Source organism: Bacillus sp. FSL M7-0003, from assembly GCF_038628485.1.
Classification (GTDB): domain Bacteria; phylum Bacillota; class Bacilli; order Bacillales; family Bacillaceae; genus Bacillus; species Bacillus safensis.
The window spans coordinates 828,661-847,236 of the sequence record NZ_CP152024.1 but is presented as its reverse complement, the minus strand read 5'-3'; the positions used below and the strand labels follow the sequence as shown (position 1 = coordinate 847,236).

Here is an 18,576-nt window from a genome sequence, read left to right as displayed (position 1 = left end):
GCCGGTTATTTGACTCCACGTTATTTAAATAACTGCGTTAACACTCGGTCTTGTTCCTTTGAGCTTGTCTCTTGTTCCATCACATTTGATTCCTGGATTAAATAATGCGGCCTCTTTTTCGTTTCATAATAAATACGGCCAATATATTCTCCAATCACGCCTAGACTCAAAAGCTGGACACCTCCGAGGAACAGCACAGCTGATATTAAAGTAAAATAACCCGGCACCATTATGCCCGTTCTGACGATTTGAATAAAGGTGGCCACGATGTAAATCAATGAGAGAAATAAGATCAGTATGCCAGTATAAAAACAAATGCGCAGCGGGCGGTTGTTAAAGGAAATGACGCCATCAATGCCATAGTTAAATAATTTCTTCAGTGACCATTTTGTATCACCATGCTGTCTTTCTACATTTTCATAATAGATGACCTTTTCTTCAAACCCAATCCAGCAAAAAAGCCCTTTCGAAAAACGATTTCCCTCTTTCAGCTGAAGCAGTGCATCGATGGCTTGGCGTGAAATTAAACGGAAATCCCCGACGCCATCACGCAAGTCCACTTCTACTACCTTGTTCATCACCTTATAGTACATGGATGAGAGGTAAGAGCGCAGCTTGCTGTCACCTTTACGATTCCGTTTGGCAATGACTTGATGATAGCCTTCTTCATACCCTCTGACAAAGTCCTGAATTAAATACGTCGGGTGCTGCAGATCGGCGTCCATAATAATCGCAGCTGCTCCTTTTGCATGTTCAAGACCTGCCAAAATAGCGGCTTCCTTTCCAAAGTTACGGGAAAAGGATATATATTTAACTTTTGCACTTTTGCGAGAGAGCTCTCTCATGTATTGAAGCGTGTTGTCTTTGCTTCCATCATTTACAAAGATGATTTCAAAGTCATAATGAAAATCGCGAAACTCTTCCTCGAGTGCCTCAAAGATTCGTCTGATGTTTTCACCTTCATTGTAAGAAGGAATTATAACAGAGAGCAGTTCCCGTTCCATATCGCACCTTCTCTTCACTTTTTTCACATAGTCTGATATGTTCATTATTCCTTTTTTGTCAGAAAACGAAACCCTTTTTTATTATCCATAAATTACATGTCTCTTCAATCGTTTCATTATATCAGAGTTTTATTTCCAGTAATTTTCGGCAGGATGAATTTAATGTAATTTTAAGTTTAATCATTGTAAAAAGCCTGTAATTTCGATCACAGACTGGGTATTGTTTCATAAAGTTATTTGTTCATTTGTATATTTTCCTTATTATTGAAAAAGATGAATGGAAGTAAAAGGGCAACCTTTTAGTGAAGCAGCCCTCGATTGTTTTGTTGCAGATGCTCATTTGCCTTTGATTGTTTATTTTGAAATAAATGCAACTGCGCGCCGTAGCTCTCGATCCACTCTTGGACAATTCGTTCTGTTGTTTCCTGTCCTTTATACTTGCGGCCAGCCTTTGCATAAGTCGTTTCAAAATCACTCCAAAGCAGCTCTACCCATGTACGTGCTTCGTCATATGTCAGCATATTGTTTTTTTCCATAAGTTGTTCTGTTAGTCGCTCAAAGTATTGTTCCATGTGTATTCCTCCTTCATTTAGCAGAAAGTGCCTTTTTAAAAAAACTTCTTTTTTCATATACTACCCTTACGTCTTCAAAAGACGCAAATGATTTGTATTGTTTGGAGGGAATCGATATGCGTAATAAAGCAAAAGGCTTTCCAAATCAGGTAAATCACAAGTTTGAAGGCGAACCAGGCGCTACAGATGCTTATGCGTCTAAACGGCCGAATGGTGAAACGAATACACGTCCACAGGAACGTATGAGGGCATCAGGGAAACGCTAATTTTTCCAAAGGGAGTGCTTGAGATATGAGTTCAAATGGGAAATCGTATATGGCAGACTTTGTTCAATTAAGGACAACCGCTTACCCTCAACCATGGGCAAATGCAAAGCATTCTGCCTCTCAGGTCAACGGAGAAACGCAGCAAACGCAGCACGACATCGTACTTCAGAACAACGTCCGTAAACAGCGTTCGAAGTAAAGAAAAGGACTGATCTTTTAGGATCAGTCCTTTTGCGTCAGCATTGAAATCGGCAGGGCATCTTCCTTATTTGGAGCCGATACTCTGTATCCCCATGCAAAAACGCCATTTAGATATTCCACATAAAACTCTTCTTCTGTGTCTTTAATTTGATAAGTTGTTTTCGTTTGAATCGAGGCTGGATCTAATAAATAGGCTTTCGCCATATCGATTTTCCGTTCTAAAACTGCGTATTCATTCACAATGCCAAGCTGCTCAGCCTTTCGTGCTTTTTCAGAAAGGGCGGCAATCTCCTGCTTCAATTCGTATTCTGTCATCTCACTATAGCGTTTTTCCATCTGTCATTCCCCTTTGTCTAAAACGTGATCAATTGTATCAAGATCAAAGCCTTTTCTGAATAAAAATTGCTTTACTTTCATCTTCTTTTCAAATGATCCGTCATATCCTACCTTGCGTTTTGCCTTCTCCAGCATATAAAGGAGGGCTTCTTCTTCCTTTTCGTCTTCTTGTCCATCATAGGCTTCTTGAAGGGCTTTATCAATGATCTCAAACGAAAATCCCTTTCGCTGCAGCTGCAGCTTGATGCGCTGCTCGATCTCTTTTGCAGAACGATTTTTTTCTTTTTTGACAAGCTTGAGAACCTGCTTTACAGCTTCCTCCAGCTGTAAGTCATCAGGGTATTGCGATAGCGCCTGTTCAATCGTGTCATCGTCTATCCCCTTGAGCTTCAATTCTTTTTTTAGGACGGACGGTCCTTTGCTGTTCGTTTTCCGGTGGGTGCTGACATAGGCTTCTGCAAATTCAAGATCATTTACATACTTATAATGCTTCAATTTGTGTATAATTTCACTAATAGCAGGTGCAGGGATTTCTTTTTTCGTTAAATAATCGGTGACTTCTTTCACTGATCTCATGCGGTAGGATAAATAATCAACGGCCTGCTGAAATCCTTTTTTCACTGAATCACCGAATTGAATCTCAATGATATCTGCTTCGTCCAGCTCTTTTCCTTTTTTCAAATCGTGCTGGACGAGCACATCTAAATCAACGCTAAAGGCGTACTTTTCATCAAGAAAGATGTTGACCCGCTCGGTATTGTTTTTCTGAGCAGAAATTTTTGTAATATAGGGCATCCTGTGATCACTCCTTTTCCAAAACAGTCAGGATGTTTCTTCTGATTCAAAATCGTGAAAGATATAGGTATGTATATGAGAGGAGAGATGTCAATTGAATATCGCCATTACCGGAGGAACCGGTTTTATCGGCCAGCATGTCACAAAAGTGCTCGCTGCTGAGGGACATCATCTATATATTTTAACAAGAAATCCAAAGGAATCCGAACAAAATCATTTACATTATGTGCAGTGGCTGACTGAAGGTGCTGCGCCTGAGCATGAATTGCCTGCCATCGATGTATGGATTAACCTTGCTGGAAAATCCATTTTTACACGCTGGACAGACAAGGCAAAAGAAGGCATCCTCTCCAGCCGTCTCAAATCAACACAAGAGGTAAGACGCATTATAGAAGCGCAGGAATCAAAGCCATCTGTGCTGATTCAAGCAAGTGCTGTCGGGATTTATGGCACTTCTCAAACAGGAGATTTTACGGAGGAGTCACCCCCTGCAGATACTGATTTCTTAAGTCATACATCAAAACTTTGGGAAGCTGAGGCGCAAAAAATTGAAGCACTCGGCATTCGTACAGTCTACACCCGCTTTGGCGTCGTGTTAGGCGAAAAAGGGACATTGCCACTGATGGCACTGCCATATAAGCTGTTTGCCGGCGGAACCATGGGCTCTGGCACACAATGGGTTTCATGGGTACATGTCGAGGATGTTGCACACCTCATTCAATATGCCATTCAAAACGACGACATTTCAGGACCACTTAATGTCACGTCTCCGAATCCTGTTCAAATGAAGCAGCTCGGACAAACCATCGCCTCTGTCCTTCACCGTCCTCATTGGCTGAAGGTCCCATCTTTTGCGATGAAAACGGTACTTGGCGAAATGTCATTACTTGTTTTAGAAGGCCAGCGTGCTCTTCCGAAAAAGGCACTGCTTTCTTCTTATGACTTTTTGCATCCTGAACTAAAAGAAGCGATTTTGCATTCTAAGGAATAAATGTTGTCAAAAACACCCATCCTATTAGAAATGATATGAGGGGGCGATTTTGATGAAGAAAAAAGAACACCAGCCAACTTCGAAGTTGAAGAAAACCCAGGAAGTCCTGTATCAGCAGGAATTCAAAAAAGCGGAAAGAGCAGCAGAAAAAAGAAACAAATAAGACGGATATTCCCCTCCAACAAGCACATAACTAAAGTGATCTTGTAAAGGAGGGAAAGGCTTTGAAAAAAGACCAACACAAAAAATCCAACCACGAGCTCGCGGCACAAGAGACGGATGGCGAATATGTTGAATTTTCCAAAGAACTTGCAGATCCGAATGACGTAAAAGCAATGGCACGTATGAAAGCGGCCGATCAGCGCGCCAAAAAACAATAAGTAAAAAAGCAGACCTTATTCAGCGGTCTGCTTTTCTTTTATTTGATTTCAGTAAGAAGACTTGATGCTTTCTGGCGTGATTTTTCCTCAGGTACCTCTTCTGGATAACCTATATGAAGGATCGCAGCAAACCGTTCGTTTTCCTTTAATCCCATGTCTTGTTGAAAGCCTTTATCGTATAAAATGCGTCCGCTCTTCCATACCATACCGATCCCTTGATCCCACGCAAGCAGCTGAAGATTTTGAATAAGCGCGCTGACGGCGGCAAAATCATCATTTCTCACCACAGGGTTCTCGTCTTCTTTTAGTACGACAAGTAAAAGCGCTGGGACCTTGGAGAAGTAATCTCTGTAATGATTGATTTTTTCTTCTTTTGCATCTGGGTTGTTGCGCTGAAAGAAAGCAATAAAGCGCTCTACAAAAGTCGCTTTCGCTTCATCCGTCACCGCATATAAAAAGCGCCACGGCTCCGTGATTTTATGGTTCGGTGCATAAACTGCATCCTCTAATAGCGGCTGAAGCTGCTCAATCGTCACCGGTATGTCTTTGAATTTTCGAATCGATCGTCTATATCTGACAGCGTCTCGAACTGTTAACGCTTCTGTTTGTTGTTTCGTTTCTGGCATATATGTCATCCTTTCAATCAACTTAATTGAAATTGATTCTCATTCACATTATAAACGTCATCTCGTGCAGTTGCAAATCAAGTATCCCTCCTCCCCGTCTAAATAGTTGTTTGACTTTTTCAAGTAATGTTACAATCATATTACGTTTTAAACAAATTTTGAGAAAAAAGCCAAGATGATGAAATGATTTTCAAGTATTCCCATTTTGTCTGATCTGGTTTTTTTGTCAAAAGGCTTTCAACCATGATTGGAAGGGAGGCTTCTGGATGGAATGAAAATCAATATTGGACAAATCATTAAACTCTACCGTTATAAACAAAATATGACCCAATCTGAATTGGCAGAAGGAATTTGTTCTGTCTCTCATTTAAGTAAAATTGAAAATGGCTCAAAGGAGGCCAATCAAGATACGATCAATTTGCTGCTTGAACGGCTTGGCATCAGCCAAGAAAAGCTGTCACAAAAGGCGCGTCATCTGCTGTCACTTTTGGATGAGTTTCAAATGAATATGTATTTCTATGCTCTCGATCAGGCTGAACAAAATGCAGAAATGATCATTCAGCACGAGGAGCAGTTCTTTTCGCTCGATTTAGGTATTCAGTATCATTTGTCCTTATTTCAATTTTATTTATTAACGGATAAACAGCCGCTTGCCTTAAAAACACACCGCGTGCTCAAAAAATTCGAAAAAACCTTTATTGAAACGGAAAAAGAAATTTTTGAATATCTTGACGGCATTCATCAAATTAAAATTGGTCAGCTTGAAGATGGGCTCAAAAAGCTTGAAAGCTGCTTTTCCTACGCTTCAGTCGAACAAAGTGATTTGTATTATCACTATGCAAAAGCACTTGGAAACATGGGACAGCTGGGTGATGCGCTTGAAGCGACACATCAAGCAATGGATTTATATAGACAAAAGAACAATTTCAAGCGGATTATTCACTGTACACTCATTCACGGCGTGATCTCACTTGAACTAAAAGCCTATCAAACTGCGAAGAAATATATAAAGGAAGTGATTTTGCACACGTCCCTTCATCCTGATGCCTATATTAAAATGTCCGCTTATTTTTATTACGGGGTGCTCTTAAAACGTGAAGGTGATTTCTCTTCAGCTGTGCCTTATTTACTAGATTCACTCAATTACTTTAATCAAGAACAGATAGAAGACCGTTACTGTGAAACGCTATATGAAATTGCGACACTATACGCTGAATATGACCGCAAAAAAGCACTTCCCTACATACACGAGCTGTTAAAACAGCCTCGTATTCAGCCAAACTGTTTATATATGATCAAAATCTATAAATTGATGATTGAGGAAAACCCACTTGATTTGAAAACCTATTTGGTCGAAGCAGCCCTTCCTTACTTTGAACACAATGAGCTGCACAGTGAATATTTGTTTGCTCTTAGGACCTTACTTACCTATGCAGGTGCTGAGCTTGATGAGCAGGCCTATAAGTCCTATACAAAGAAATTGCTCGATCATTTAACAGTATATCTTCCCTATTACAAAAAAGCATGACCTTCTGCCGATCGAAGGTCATGCTTTTTCTATTTATTAAATGGTCTCTTGTTGATCTGTGTCATGATGGTTCACCCGTTTGACAGAATGAATATACCGTCTTTTTGCAAAGAAATCGTACGCATGCTGTCCAAAGCCAAGCCAGATGCTGAGCACGATGAATGGGACCGTTCCCCATAAAGCAGGGATATGGCAGGCCATACGCAGCCAAGTATAAATCCCTGAATTCTTTTGATTTTTGGCTAGGGAAATAGACACAATTCGTTTTTCCGCCTTCTCTTCACTGATTTTATTCAGCCTGAGCAGCTGCGAGTGTCTAAAGGATTCAAAGTGAATCCGATTTTTCCAATCGAGTGATCTTAACACATCAATCGTTTTTGCACATGCAGGGCTTTGTCCGTCATAAAACACAAGCAGCCTCAGTGATTTAATGGAACGCTGTTCTCTTTTTTTCGATTCAGCGAGCTTCTTTTTTTCTTGATCGAGATAAATAATTTTTTTCATAAATTGATCGCCTGTCCTTTTCCATCATTTTTTTAGTTCGTTCAAAGGAGATTACAACTAGATTACTATAGTTGCTGGGCCTCTTGTATTGGGAAAAAGCCAACCGTTGTGCGTTATATGAGCCTTTGGATAAGGGCAAAATCATTGATTTCATAGCATAATATGAGGTTTTTCAACTAAAAGTGGTTGGGAAAATCGTGGTGCTTTGCGGTTTTCTGCGGTATTTGATAGAATTCTGCGGTTTTCTACATCTTTATGCGGTGGTTTTGTAGGTAAAACGCAAAAACAAGATAAAAAAAGACTACTTCCCATTGCGGCGAAGTAGTCTTTTGGTTTATATTTTTGCCAAAACTTCTACTATTTCTTTCTCAATATCTTTCCATAAGTAGCGGTCTGTCGTATAGTGATGTGCGGCTTCTTTCGCAAATACTTGAAAAGCTTCTTCATAATCAGGTGCATCTTTGTCCGGTTTTTTCTCGTCGACAAAGCGCTGCGCCTCTGCTGAGCGAGGTCCCCATTTGCCCACTTCATTCCCCTCCTGATCAATGATGACGATAATCGGAATCGATCTTGCGGTCCCGTTCGTTAAATACTGATCCATCAGGTCTAGATGCTCATCTCGAATGAAATAGCGCGCATCAATGAGTGCTTCATTTGCAATACGCATGAAAATTGGAACATTGACCATCGCATCTCCGCACCAATCCGCTGTGATGACAAGTGCTCTGAGCTTTTTCTTTTGCAGCTTTTGGAGCAGCTCTTTTTCTTTTTGATGAATTGCATACTGGTTGTACACCGTGAGCAGATTTTCCCGGTTTTTCTCCATGTTGTGTACATATGTACGTTCAGCTAATCCCTTTGTAAACCATTCATTTAATGTCATATGAACATCCCCCTTACCCTTCAACTTTACCACTTTTGCTATTCTTTTGTCTAAAAAAACCTTCACCTAGTGAAAGGTAAAGGTCTTTTGGTTTATGGACGGCGCTTTCGATTTGGGTCCATCCCGATCAGCTTGGTGACAAGTACCATTGTGACAGGCAGTGACGTATTCTTTTTATACGCTAAATATTTCCCGCGCCATTCAGGCTTATATTTCTGTTTAAATGACCGTAAACCGCTGAAGCTGTACATGTATCTGACATTGTTGAAAATAACACTCGCCAAACGCTCCGTAAGAAAGGACTGATGGAACGTCCCCACATTCGATAAAGGTGCCATTCCCATGTTAAACGATTTGTAGCCTCTTTCTTTCGCCCATTGAAATAGGTGGATAAACAGCGCATCCATCATCCCATTCGGTGCATCATGCATATGACGCATTAAATCGATGGAAATCTCCCCTTCTTGATACATCGGCATCAATGATACAAAGGAAATGATCTGCCCTTGCTCATCCTTTAGAATCGCAATCGGTGCTTTTTGAAGATAGTCTTCTTGAAAATAACCGAGCGAAAATCCTTTTTCTTTTTTCTTTCCGAGCCAGCTGTCAGAAATCTGCTTTAAGGTTGAGATCAACTCATTTGAAAAGGGAGGTTCCAGCATTTCAAAGGTGTAGCCTTCTCGTTCAAATTTATTCGCCACAGCTCGTAAATTTGATTTTTTCTTACCTGACAGAGTAAACGTTTCTAAATCGACCATGGCTTCTTCCCCAAGCTTAAAGAAGTGAAAGCCTAAGTCATGATAAAGAGCCATCCCTTCTCGTTCTACTTGATAAAAAGCGACGCGGTAGCCGGCTTTTTCTGTCTCCTGTAAAAACTCTTCAAGTACAAGCGGATAAGACGCCTCACGTCCAGATGGATCTCCGAGCACAATGACGCAGCGGCCAATTCGCCCAAACTGAAGCATTGCTTCTCCATCACTTGAGAAAAATAGTTTTTTGTCGCCTAAAAAGCCAAGATGACTGAGGGCATTTCCGCCCTTTTCTTCTAAAAACGTTTTTAGTTTTTCCTCATCTGCTTTTTCTCCAATCGGAAATGCTTTCTTATTAAAGATCAGTTTACTAATGAAGAAGAAAAGCGGGACACCGATGAGAGCGATCATGCTTGTCATCGTGATATGCCGTTCATTATGCACCAAGTAATCCTTACTCAAGAAATGCCCAATTTTTGTCCAAATAAAGTTGCCAATAACATTATAGTTAAAGAGCACGAATAAATAACCAGCGGCAGCCGCCACAAACTGATACAAGGAATAAGGTGCCTGCTGCTTTACAAATTGATTTCGAAGAGAGAAAAACACAGCCATGATGACTGGCAAAATAAAAATCAAACTGAGGTTAAACCCCTTTAACAAAGTAAACACAAAACCGCCTGCTAAAGAGATCATTGTCAGCACGTATGATCTTTTCGTTCTTTTATACACTTCAATGGACAAAATCATCAGAATGATTCCGAACATTAAAGAAAGACCATTAAATCCTGATAACAGAAAGCGTGGAATGCTGGTAATCACACCTAATCGATCGACTGGAAGCACAACAGATGCCATGATAAGCAAGCCGCTTCCAAAGGTTAAAATCGATAAAGATCCGTACAATAAACGGATTAATAAAGCACGGTGCAAAACAATTAAAACGTTCGTCGTTTCAATGGCAGGTGCCATTTTCGGATTGCCTTCAAGACGTCTAAGCGTCGTTCCCGTTAAATCGTAAGCAGCTAGACAAAGCCCTAAGATAAACGGGAAAATCGAGTACACGAAGCGGTACAAGACGAGCGCCGTCAGCACCATCTCTTTATCAAAACCAATGTATTGCATGCTCAGTAAAAAGATAAGGTCAAACGAACCAAATCCGCCCGGAACCATACTGATTAAACCGCCGATTGACGCAATCGCAAATACACCTAAGACTATTCGGACATCGACATTCATCCCCATAGAGACGACAGCCATGTACATGACAAGTCCAGCTGCCAGCCATTCTAAAAACGATGCCCCGATATAAGCGTAAATTGGATGCTTCAGTCCATTTTCACCGCTCTCGATCGAGCTTTTTCGAATGGAGGCCATGACGATATAAATCGGTACAATACAGGCAAAGATAATGACAAATGCCCAAAGCCACGGCTCCTGGCTGATAATACTTTCAACTGGAAGCACCCTGACCAAGATCAAATCACTGAAAATAGATAAGCCCAAAAGGACAGAGGAAGTCAAAAGGGCAATGCCTTTCAGCAATTTTTTCGTATCTGTTATGTACTCCTTATAGAGAAGCGTTCTAAGCCCTGCTCCTGATAGACCGCCAAATCCAAGAACACTGTTAAAGGAGTTCGCAATCCAGGAAATGCGTATCGTTTTCCAGCCGCTGATGGGCATATCAAGGCTTTTTCGTAAAATAAAATCATATAAGGACATCGATAAAACCGCGACAAGTCCAAGAAAGACAAGAATAAACAAGTCCATTCGGTTCAAGCTGTCAATAATATAAAACGTCTTTTTAATGGAAAGTCCGCTCAGCTCCTGCTTCGCGACAAAAATCAAGACAAGGATAATGACGATCGGAAAAAGCATTTTTAAGATCGTCATACCCGTTTTTTTGTTCCACATGTTTTTCCCAACTTTCTAGGTTGCTTCATTATTTCAACTGAACATTATTATACAACAAATACCACTTGATTCATGCAGTTTAACATTCAAAAGCTTGACGAACCTTTCAATTAGAAGTAAAAATCAGTAATATAAAGAAAAAGAGCCGCTTAAAGGAAGTGAACAAGCGTGGAATATAATATTCATGACACCACCGTATTAAAAGAAGAGATTTTATCTCCAGAAGAAAAAAAGACATGGGTTCTTTATATGAAAGTGCTCACAGCTGCAGGTCTTGGAGATGTTTCTGAATGGATGAAGCTTGATATGAGTATGCCTCAAATGAAGGTGCTCATGCTGCTCAATAACCATGGCTCTCTCAAAGTATCCGAAATCGCTGAAAAAATGGGCGCTTCTTTGTCCAATATGACAGGTCTGCTTGACCGGTTAGAACAGTCTAACTTTGTCGTGCGAAAGCACTCTGAGCGTGACCGGAGAATCATTGTCGTAGAACTGACAGAGGAAGCAAAAAATATATTCAGAAGTATTTATCAAAAAGGACACGAAAAAATCAAAAATTCCCTGCAGCGGCTCAATGACGAGGAAAAAGAAAAAGTCAATGAAGGCCTTGCTATCTTAGAAAAAGCACTGCGTCCTGAACGCGGCTAAAAGGAAAAAAGACGGTCACTTGGAGTCCGTCTTTTTTGTTTCTTCTACTTGCCGATATGGGTTGAGAAGATTTTTACGAATCACTTCCCTGTCATCCCATAAAAGATAGGCTAAGCCAATGATGAGAAAAAAGATGCTAATCCACGTACCGCCAGGGGGCACTTCTTCAAGAAGCTGAAATTTACTTACCTCATCATCAAAGCTCGTTCTAAAAAAATGAATCTCAAAAAGAACATATTTCGCTATATAAAACAATGCCGCCATACAAATAAACATGGCGCCGACAATTCTTCTTCCAGACATGCATTTACTCCTTTAATTCCAATGATTTCTTTTGATTAATTCCGTGATATGGGCAAGGTGATGCTTTGAATGCCAGACGTACATTCCTGCTGCATCATATAAGGACACCGTTTGTTGATCGGCAGGGTGATAATAAAAAGCGTTGAAGTCATCCTCTGACATTCCCCGCAGTAAAGTGACCCACCTGCGATGCAGACTGCTGATCAAAGGCAGGGATAAACTGATGGGCGCCTTGCTGTCAGGAAGTGAGGCAAATCCCTCCTGATCATATGGACGTATGTCCGGTGTATCTTCTGTGAGAGCAAGCTTGAATCGTAAGTATGCATTTAGATGACTGTCTGCTACGTGGTGAATGAGCTGACGAACAGTCCATCCTCCCGGCCGATAAGGTGTATCAAGCTGAGCATCTGTCAGCGGTGCGGTCACCGCTTCATACTCTTCGGGGATTGCAGCCAGCTGATCCATCCATGCTTCAAGTTGTGCTTTCGTTTTTGTTTCTACCGGTTCATATAAGCCAATCGGATATTGTAATGACGTCATACGCTCTCTCCTCTCTCAAATCCTTCAAGCACAAATTTTCCAATCATCTTTCCTTGCTCAAGTGTTTGATGTGCCTGCTTCAAGTTAGCAGCATTGATCGGACTGAGAACCTTTGTTAAGGTATGCGTTATTTTTCCCTGCTCAAATAACTCACCCGCCTCTGTCAAAAGCTCATGCTGTTTGATCATGTCTGCTGTTTCATACATAGGGCGTGTGAACATGAATTCCCATACAAATGCCGCACTTTTATTTTTGAGTAATTGAATGTCTAGGTTGTGCTCGTTTTCGACAATTGTACAGATCGTGCCTTGCGGTTTGATAGCTTCTGCCATGCCTTTGAAATGTCCATCTGTATCATTTAAGCATAAAATAAAATCCACTTCGCCTATTCCTTTTTCCTCGAGCTGCGCTAAAAGCGGCTGATGATGATCAATGATATGATCGGCACCTAATGACAGACACCACTCTTTTGTTTCTGGTCTTGATGCGGTAGCGATCACAGTTGCCTTCGCTAATTTGGCTAGTTGAATGGCGATAGACCCAACACCGCCTGCACCACCAATGATCAGCAAGGTTGAGCCTTCAGCATTCCTCTTCATATGCATTCGTTCAAATAAAGCCTCATAAGCCGTAATTGTTGTAAGGGGCATCGCGGCGGCTTCTGCAAAGGATAGATTAGCAGGCTTTTTCGCCACAATACGTTCATCCACAAGCTGATATTCACTATTCGAGCCTTGACGTGTAATATCTCCCGCGTAGTATACGTGATCACCTGGCTGAAACAATGTACACGATTCACCCACTTCAACAACCGTACCGCTTGCATCATAGCCTAGAATTTTCAGTTTTTCTTCCTTCTGATCCTTCGGTGATCTCACCTTTGTATCAACTGGATTCACGGACACAGCCTCTATCTTCACCAGTACATCTCTGCCAGACGCTTTAGGCTTTTCAACCTCCTGATCCATCAGGCTTTGCTCATGCTCAATCGGCAAATACTCCAATAGTCCAACTGCTTTCACTCGCTCGCACTCCCCTTCTCTATTCTTTCTTTCCACATTTTATCATAATTTTCTGATGTTGATGGCTGGATCAAACGAGTGATGGCACATTTATGACCTTTTCAGAGCCTTTCGCTCCCTCGCCATGTATGAAGGACGTGCTTTTTGCAAAGAAGGAACATAAGTGAACCAGCTGTTGGATTTAAAAAATAGCTGAACGTAGTAAAACTGGACGTGCTGTAGAAAAAAGATGACCAATAGAAAAAGAGTGAATGAGAGTGTAGATAGATCCGCCCTTCCTTGTATCCATTCATTGATCAACAGAATCACAAAACCGAGGAGGATGAGCTGTTCAACTCTTTGCACGAACTGGCTAAGGAGCTGCCCGCGTTTTGATAAATCACCAGACTGGTGCTTTCTAATCTTTCTCGATTTGTAGAACCAAATGATACTTTCTGCTAAGTTATGAGTTATAAATAGTGCAATAAGCGCTATCGATAAAGGAGATGGGTGATAAAAAATTGGGACTGCAAATGGGATCACAAGAAAATAAATGGCAATCAATGCGTGTCTGACTGATAAGACAAATAGGTCTTTTTCTATGGATGTTTTCATGTGTTTCACCTCCATATGTACTACGTTTCAATTGCCAAAATGTTCCCCTTCGCTATCAAAAAAGGATACCCAAGAAGGCACCCTTTTCATGAATCAAACTTAAAAAGCAGCGCTTAGTACGACAGGGCCTTGCGGGAGCTTGTTATCCTTTTTCGGTTCAAGTGTAACAGCCACGGTATCCCATGATTCGCCTGCTTCTTTTTCAGATAAAGCATAAGTGACGGTTCCTTCCCCTTTGTTATCTGTTTTAAAGGCACCTGCTGGAACCGGCTGATCTCCTTTAATAAGCCACACTTGATAAACAGCAGATGAATCAAGCGGACCCTTTAAGCCGTCTGCACTCACTACAAGTTCTTTTTCTGAAAAGGAAGTGTGCTCCTCATGAGAATGTAAACACTTTATGACATACAGACCGTTTGGATCACCCATCGTACAAAAGTCAAGAATCCATGTTGTGACCACTCTCTGATCAGCTGATTTTAGCAAACTCTCTCTCCCTCTCAATTCAGTTGAGGTAGAACGCATTCTTTCCTCATGTCATAATAGGGTGTAAATTGGAGAAATTGGAGTGTCCGTATATGATGGTGACGATTGTTCTTTTTTTATTAGCAGGCTTAGCAGAAATTGGCGGCGGCTATTTGGTGTGGCTTTGGTTGCGTGAAGCAAAACCTGTCAGCTTCGGAATCGCCGGCAGCCTCATCTTGGTTGCATATGGCGTCATTCCAACCTTCCAGCAGTTCCCGACTTTCGGACGTGTTTATGCTGCCTATGGCGGTGTTTTTGTCATTCTTGCTGTGTTTTGGGGCTGGTGGGTCGATCGAAAAACACCTGATCTCTATGACTGGATGGGGGCTTTGATCTGTTTGGCTGGAGTCAGTGTGATGTTATTTGCGCCTCGCAGTTAATGGCCCCATATAAAAAGTGCTGCCACATACGGGCAGCACTTTGCTATGTTATTTAAATGCTTCAACGAGCTCCAGCTGTTTGTAATTCTTTGTTTTTCTCTTTAAAGCGTTCGTTATGAGAGGAAACGTACGCCACTTTTTCAGCTTCTGGTTCGATGTACAGCTTTGCGCTATTCAGTGCATTGACTCCATCAACAAACGTGCCGGCAATTAAGCGGACCTTGCTTTTATGTGTACACAAGTCGCCTACCGCATAGACGCCCGGTAAATTGGTTTCCATTTTTTCATTCACCTCGATCAGTCCCCATTCACCTTGCTTGAGGCCCCATTCTGATAGCACGCTTAAATCGCCTTTCATCCCGTGATTGACAATCACAGCATCTGTTTCGATTCGTTCTTTTTCACCTGTCTCTATGTTTTGAATGGTGACCGCAGCAATTTTGTCGCCTTGACCATGCAGCTCTGTTAGTTCATGCGGGGTTAAAATTCGTTTGCAAGTTGCCTTCATGTTGGCGACGTTTTTCTCATGTCCGCCAAACATGTCTCGACGATGCACGACGGTGACACTTTCAGCAATCGGTGCAAGGGCATTGGCCCAGTCAACCGCTGAGTCGCCGCCTCCAGAAATCACAACCCGCTTCCCTGCAAATGTCTTGAGCTCCTGGACAGTGTAATAAAGGTTTGTCACTTCATAGCGGTCTGCATGCTCGATTTCAAGTTTCCGCTGAACTGGAATGCCGTGACCCATCGCTAATATGAGGGTCTTTGTCAAATGACGATCACCATTTTCAGCCGTCAGTAAGATGTGATTATGTTCATCTCTCTCAAATGACGTGATTTTTTGATTCAGTGCAATCTCTGGTTCAAATGTTTTCGCCTGTGTTTCCAGCTGCTGTATCAGCTGTTCTCCTCTTGTTGGCGGCAAACCGCCGACATCCCAAATGACCTTTTCAGGATACAGAAGGATTTTCCCGCCAAGGCTTTCGTTGTACTCAAGTACCTTCGTCTTTAAGTCCCGCATCCCACTATAAAAGGCGGTGTACATGCCTGCTGGGCCGCCGCCAATAATGGTGACGTCAAACAATTCAAGCTGATCTGTCATTTGAGTCCCTCCAGTTTTCCATCGAATGATCTATTTTCCAGTGATATTGATTCTCATTATCATATGTACCTATTGTAGTCTACTCTAGTGAAGGGAATCAATAGCTTTCTGCAAAAAAAGAACAGGACGAGCGCTCACTCGTCCTGTTATCCATCACACAATGGTTAAACCAAGGTCTTTTAATTCAAGAGAAACAAGTCTTGCAATCGCATCTGCGCCTTCTTTTGTAAAGTGTGTGCGATCCTCAATTCCTGTTGACAGCATAAAGTAAGAGGTCGTTTTCTCTATACCGGAAATTTGATAAAACTGAAGGCTTGCCGTATTTAAATCAACGAGAAGGACTTCTTCTTCATCAGCTAGTTCTTTCATAGCGGCACAATAATCAGGAAAATCATTGATAAATTCTCCGTCTTTTTCATGAAAACGTCCGACTGGCGTTAATAAAAGTGGTGTTGCCCCTTTTGCTCTTGCTCCATGAATATATTGAGACAGGTAGCTTTTATACGTCGTGAAAGGATCTGTATGCCGCTCAGGCTTTTCCTTGGAAGCATCATTGTGCCCCATTTGTGTGAAAAGCCAGTCTCCTGGCTGAATGTCAGCCAATATGTCATCAAGGCGTCCTTCTTCAATGAATGTTTTTGAGCTTCTTCCACCAATGGCACGGTTCTCGACGCTCGTGCCGTGCGCTGTATAGCGGTGTAAAAACTCTCCCCATCCTCCTTGAACAGGACGATCTGGATAAGATGAAACGGTCGAATCACCAGCTAAATAGATGGTTGTCATGTTCATACGCCTCCCTTTTTCATTGAGCCACTTCACCCGAGCGATACGGACATGCTAGTGGCTGCTGAAAAGATATGAAACAATCAGCATCGCTATTTCAATTATTCTCTTTTTAATGATCAAAACCCTGCTTACCGGTAGATGTGAATGTGTTAAATATGCGGCGGAAGTTCTATTTTTGATTCCACTGCTTGATGTAACGCCTGAAGCATATAGCCAATTCCTTTATATGGAGCCAGCGGATAATTTGCTTTTTGATGAGGCTGTAATAAAGGATCGATCACTTTTCGATATTTCTTTCCACCTAGTACCACCAGTTCATCATATGCGAAAAGATTTTTTTGATGAAATTGCTGGCTCAGTTCTTCTCGTGTGATCTGGTCAGCATTCGGTGTACCAAAAGCCACATCATAATTTTCGTGAATGATATCATCTGCCTTTAAGAAGCCGTGCTTCGCTGATAAGATCATCCAGTCTGAAAAGAACGTTTGAGCATAGCTTTTCGTACGCTGATGCAGGGGACTTAAATAGACATGGTTCGCTGGCTGGCTCCCTGCTTCTGGATCGACATCCCAAATTTTCTTCGCGCCACATGGAATGATACAAACTCGCTTCACTCAAATTTCTCCTTCCTTTTTCGATAGATCTGATACATGATACAGCCTAGCGCTGTGCCAAGCGTATTTAAAAGAATATCATCAATATCGCTGCTTCTTGTAATGATACCAGATTGCGAGAACATCCATTGGAGCAATTCGATTATGGTTGACAGGAGAAAGCCCCCAAGAACCGCCTTTTGCCAGCGCATGGTTCGAAAGGCTTGATATAGAAAAAAACCGAGTGGTACAAATAACAATATGTTGCCTGCTAAGTTTAAAAAGACAAGATTTGGATAGCCGTGATGGTAGGCGTGAAGATTTTGATAAATGGACTGCAAAGGCATGAGGTTGACACTCACCTGATCTCTTGGGGCGGAAAAACGATTTGGAAAGACCGTCAAATATAGTAAAACATTCGTATAAATAAACAGACTGGCAAGGAGCAATTCTGTTCGCAAATAGATAAAACGATTGTGCTTTTTTGCCTGTCTGTATCTCATATGTAAATAGAGCGGGACGAGCAGGAGAAAATAAGCAATGGAAAACATAGCACTGGATGTCATACAGAGAGCTGCCCCTTTCTCAGATGATGATGCTTGACCATATTTACAGCTTATTCAGGCTTGCCCGCATCTATTCATCACTTATTCTCACATTCAATGAAGAGAAGACCATATTGACAAATCGTCATTTCCCCGCTAAAATGAATGACATTCAGTCAGTTAAGGCCGGTGATGATATGTCGAAACGAGAAAAGATTATGCTTGCTGCGATTGATGCGTTTAAAGAAAAAGGAATCGAAAAGACGACCATTTCGGATATTGTGAAAGCAGCAGGAGTAGCGCAAGGAACGTTTTATTTATATTTTCCTTCAAAGCTTTCCGTCATGCCTGCAATCGCAGAACATCTCATCGCACAGATGGTGCCTGCAATCGAAAAGGAATTCACTCAGCATGCAGATGTCCTCGATCAAGCAGATGCGCTTGTTGAATTCATTTTCGCTTTTACAAGGCAATACCGTGATGTCCTTGCCCTGACCTACTCAGGCTTAGCCGCCACCGAGCATTTAAAGGAATGGGAAGATATTTATGAGCCAATTTACAAATGGGTCGCTGCTTTTTTAGAAAAAGCAAAGCAGGACAAAAGGGTCCGTGCGAATTTGAACTGTCAATATGCAGCCAAATTCATTATCGGTTTACTTGAATCTTCTGCTGAGCAAATGTACTTATTTACGGAAACAGATACAGAAGAGGTTCTGATTCAAAAGCGAGAGGTGAAGCAATTTCTTCTTTACGCACTTGGCATAGAGACACCTTAACTTAGTACAGCAA

At 41.6% G+C, this 18,576-nt stretch carries 26 protein-coding genes; 9 read left to right on the top strand and 17 right to left on the bottom strand.

Annotated features, from left to right (window positions below):
* Positions 1-20 precede the first annotated feature (20 nt).
* Positions 21-1,004 (bottom strand): glycosyltransferase family 2 protein, encoded by a 984-nt coding sequence (locus MHI23_RS04185; RefSeq protein WP_024425218.1) that lies wholly within the window; start codon positions 1,002-1,004, stop codon positions 21-23.
* Between the two features lie 299 nt (positions 1,005-1,303).
* On the bottom strand, positions 1,304-1,576 hold the full coding sequence (locus MHI23_RS04180; RefSeq protein ID WP_024425219.1) for a YfhJ family protein: 273 nt from the start codon (positions 1,574-1,576) through the stop codon (positions 1,304-1,306).
* 116 nt (positions 1,577-1,692) lie between these two features.
* Here MHI23_RS04180 and MHI23_RS04175 point away from each other — a divergent pair, with 116 nt between their 5' ends.
* On the top strand, positions 1,693-1,842 hold the full coding sequence (locus MHI23_RS04175; RefSeq protein ID WP_003217849.1) for a small, acid-soluble spore protein K: 150 nt from the start codon (positions 1,693-1,695) through the stop codon (positions 1,840-1,842).
* A 25-nt stretch (positions 1,843-1,867) separates the two neighbouring features.
* Complete coding sequence (locus MHI23_RS04170; RefSeq protein WP_008360604.1) at positions 1,868-2,041, top strand: YpzG family protein; 174 nt, start codon at positions 1,868-1,870, stop codon at positions 2,039-2,041.
* 23 nt (positions 2,042-2,064) lie between these two features.
* On the opposite strand, the gene MHI23_RS04165 is transcribed toward MHI23_RS04170, so the two are convergent.
* Both MHI23_RS04165 and recX read right to left on the bottom strand, forming a co-directional pair.
* The gene (locus tag MHI23_RS04165) at positions 2,065-2,379 is read right to left on the bottom strand and encodes a YfhH family protein (RefSeq protein WP_041087336.1); all 315 of its coding nucleotides are present in this window, start codon (positions 2,377-2,379) and stop codon (positions 2,065-2,067) included.
* 3 nt (positions 2,380-2,382) lie between these two features.
* Positions 2,383-3,174, bottom strand: a complete 792-nt coding sequence (gene recX / locus MHI23_RS04160) for a recombination regulator RecX (RefSeq protein WP_133744899.1) — start codon at positions 3,172-3,174, stop codon at positions 2,383-2,385.
* A gap of 94 nt (positions 3,175-3,268) precedes the next feature.
* Between recX and MHI23_RS04155 the strand changes: the two genes are divergently transcribed.
* From MHI23_RS04155 to MHI23_RS04145, 3 genes are all read left to right on the top strand, one after another.
* Complete coding sequence (locus MHI23_RS04155) at positions 3,269-4,165, top strand: TIGR01777 family oxidoreductase (RefSeq protein ID WP_056767794.1); 897 nt, start codon at positions 3,269-3,271, stop codon at positions 4,163-4,165.
* Between the two features lie 52 nt (positions 4,166-4,217).
* Positions 4,218-4,328 (top strand): YfhE family protein, encoded by a 111-nt coding sequence (locus MHI23_RS04150; protein WP_017358836.1) that lies wholly within the window; start codon positions 4,218-4,220, stop codon positions 4,326-4,328.
* 61 nt (positions 4,329-4,389) lie between these two features.
* Positions 4,390-4,545, top strand: a complete 156-nt coding sequence (locus MHI23_RS04145; protein ID WP_024425223.1) for a YfhD family protein — start codon at positions 4,390-4,392, stop codon at positions 4,543-4,545.
* A gap of 38 nt (positions 4,546-4,583) precedes the next feature.
* Here the strand turns inward: MHI23_RS04145 and MHI23_RS04140 are convergent, their stop codons facing one another.
* Positions 4,584-5,171, bottom strand: a complete 588-nt coding sequence (locus MHI23_RS04140) for a nitroreductase (RefSeq protein WP_024425811.1) — start codon at positions 5,169-5,171, stop codon at positions 4,584-4,586.
* Positions 5,172-5,442: 271 nt separating this feature from the next.
* On the opposite strand from MHI23_RS04140, the gene MHI23_RS04135 reads away from it, so the two are divergent.
* Positions 5,443-6,699 carry a transcriptional regulator gene (locus tag MHI23_RS04135; RefSeq protein ID WP_024425225.1) on the top strand — a complete coding sequence of 419 codons (1,257 nt, stop codon included), beginning with the start codon at positions 5,443-5,445 and terminating at the stop codon, positions 6,697-6,699.
* A 36-nt stretch (positions 6,700-6,735) separates the two neighbouring features.
* On the opposite strand, the gene MHI23_RS04130 is transcribed toward MHI23_RS04135, so the two are convergent.
* From MHI23_RS04130 to mprF, 3 genes are all read right to left on the bottom strand, one after another.
* Positions 6,736-7,203, bottom strand: coding sequence for a DUF393 domain-containing protein (locus MHI23_RS04130; protein WP_024425226.1), 468 nt, complete (start codon positions 7,201-7,203; stop codon positions 6,736-6,738).
* A gap of 334 nt (positions 7,204-7,537) precedes the next feature.
* The gene (locus tag MHI23_RS04125) at positions 7,538-8,086 is read right to left on the bottom strand and encodes a thioredoxin family protein (protein WP_056767792.1); all 549 of its coding nucleotides are present in this window, start codon (positions 8,084-8,086) and stop codon (positions 7,538-7,540) included.
* Between the two features lie 92 nt (positions 8,087-8,178).
* Complete coding sequence (gene mprF / locus MHI23_RS04120; RefSeq protein ID WP_025093478.1) at positions 8,179-10,749, bottom strand: bifunctional lysylphosphatidylglycerol flippase/synthetase MprF; 2,571 nt, start codon at positions 10,747-10,749, stop codon at positions 8,179-8,181.
* Positions 10,750-10,917: 168 nt separating this feature from the next.
* Between mprF and MHI23_RS04115 the strand changes: the two genes are divergently transcribed.
* Positions 10,918-11,397 (top strand): MarR family transcriptional regulator, encoded by a 480-nt coding sequence (locus tag MHI23_RS04115; protein WP_024425228.1) that lies wholly within the window; start codon positions 10,918-10,920, stop codon positions 11,395-11,397.
* A 15-nt stretch (positions 11,398-11,412) separates the two neighbouring features.
* On the opposite strand, the gene MHI23_RS04110 is transcribed toward MHI23_RS04115, so the two are convergent.
* The 5 genes from MHI23_RS04110 to MHI23_RS04090 all read right to left on the bottom strand — a co-directional run bounded on the left by MHI23_RS04110 (position 11,413) and on the right by MHI23_RS04090 (position 14,342).
* Positions 11,413-11,700 carry a hypothetical protein gene (locus tag MHI23_RS04110; protein ID WP_342492317.1) on the bottom strand — a complete coding sequence of 96 codons (288 nt, stop codon included), beginning with the start codon at positions 11,698-11,700 and terminating at the stop codon, positions 11,413-11,415.
* A 12-nt stretch (positions 11,701-11,712) separates the two neighbouring features.
* Positions 11,713-12,240 (bottom strand): YfiT family bacillithiol transferase, encoded by a 528-nt coding sequence (locus MHI23_RS04105; RefSeq protein ID WP_286098995.1) that lies wholly within the window; start codon positions 12,238-12,240, stop codon positions 11,713-11,715.
* The gene (locus MHI23_RS04100) at positions 12,237-13,262 is read right to left on the bottom strand and encodes a zinc-binding alcohol dehydrogenase family protein (protein WP_286098994.1); all 1,026 of its coding nucleotides are present in this window, start codon (positions 13,260-13,262) and stop codon (positions 12,237-12,239) included. Before MHI23_RS04100 ends, MHI23_RS04105 begins: the two co-directional genes overlap by 4 nt.
* A gap of 90 nt (positions 13,263-13,352) precedes the next feature.
* Positions 13,353-13,856: a hypothetical protein gene (locus MHI23_RS04095; protein WP_342492316.1), complete on the bottom strand. Its 504-nt coding sequence runs from the start codon at positions 13,854-13,856 to the stop codon at positions 13,353-13,355.
* Between the two features lie 99 nt (positions 13,857-13,955).
* Entirely contained in the window at positions 13,956-14,342 is a 387-nt protein-coding gene (locus MHI23_RS04090) for an anti-sigma factor (protein ID WP_342492315.1), read from the bottom strand.
* A 92-nt stretch (positions 14,343-14,434) separates the two neighbouring features.
* Here MHI23_RS04090 and MHI23_RS04085 point away from each other — a divergent pair, with 92 nt between their 5' ends.
* Positions 14,435-14,761 (top strand): YnfA family protein, encoded by a 327-nt coding sequence (locus tag MHI23_RS04085; protein WP_024425817.1) that lies wholly within the window; start codon positions 14,435-14,437, stop codon positions 14,759-14,761.
* Between the two features lie 61 nt (positions 14,762-14,822).
* Here MHI23_RS04085 and MHI23_RS04080 read toward each other — a convergent pair whose 3' ends face one another.
* From MHI23_RS04080 to MHI23_RS04065, 4 genes are all read right to left on the bottom strand, one after another.
* Entirely contained in the window at positions 14,823-15,863 is a 1,041-nt protein-coding gene (locus MHI23_RS04080) for an NAD(P)/FAD-dependent oxidoreductase (protein ID WP_212052912.1), read from the bottom strand.
* A gap of 153 nt (positions 15,864-16,016) precedes the next feature.
* Positions 16,017-16,646, bottom strand: a complete 630-nt coding sequence (locus MHI23_RS04075; protein WP_056767763.1) for a rhamnogalacturonan acetylesterase — start codon at positions 16,644-16,646, stop codon at positions 16,017-16,019.
* Positions 16,647-16,798: 152 nt separating this feature from the next.
* Positions 16,799-17,263 carry a DUF6884 domain-containing protein gene (locus tag MHI23_RS04070; protein ID WP_056767760.1) on the bottom strand — a complete coding sequence of 155 codons (465 nt, stop codon included), beginning with the start codon at positions 17,261-17,263 and terminating at the stop codon, positions 16,799-16,801.
* A complete protein-coding gene (locus MHI23_RS04065) occupies positions 17,260-17,808 on the bottom strand; it encodes a VanZ family protein (protein WP_342492314.1) in 549 nt (182 codons plus the stop codon). The genes MHI23_RS04070 and MHI23_RS04065 overlap by 4 nt, the downstream gene beginning before the upstream one ends.
* Positions 17,809-17,984: 176 nt before the next feature.
* On the opposite strand from MHI23_RS04065, the gene MHI23_RS04060 reads away from it, so the two are divergent.
* Positions 17,985-18,563 carry a TetR family transcriptional regulator gene (locus MHI23_RS04060; RefSeq protein ID WP_025093485.1) on the top strand — a complete coding sequence of 193 codons (579 nt, stop codon included), beginning with the start codon at positions 17,985-17,987 and terminating at the stop codon, positions 18,561-18,563.
* Positions 18,564-18,576 lie beyond the last annotated feature (13 nt).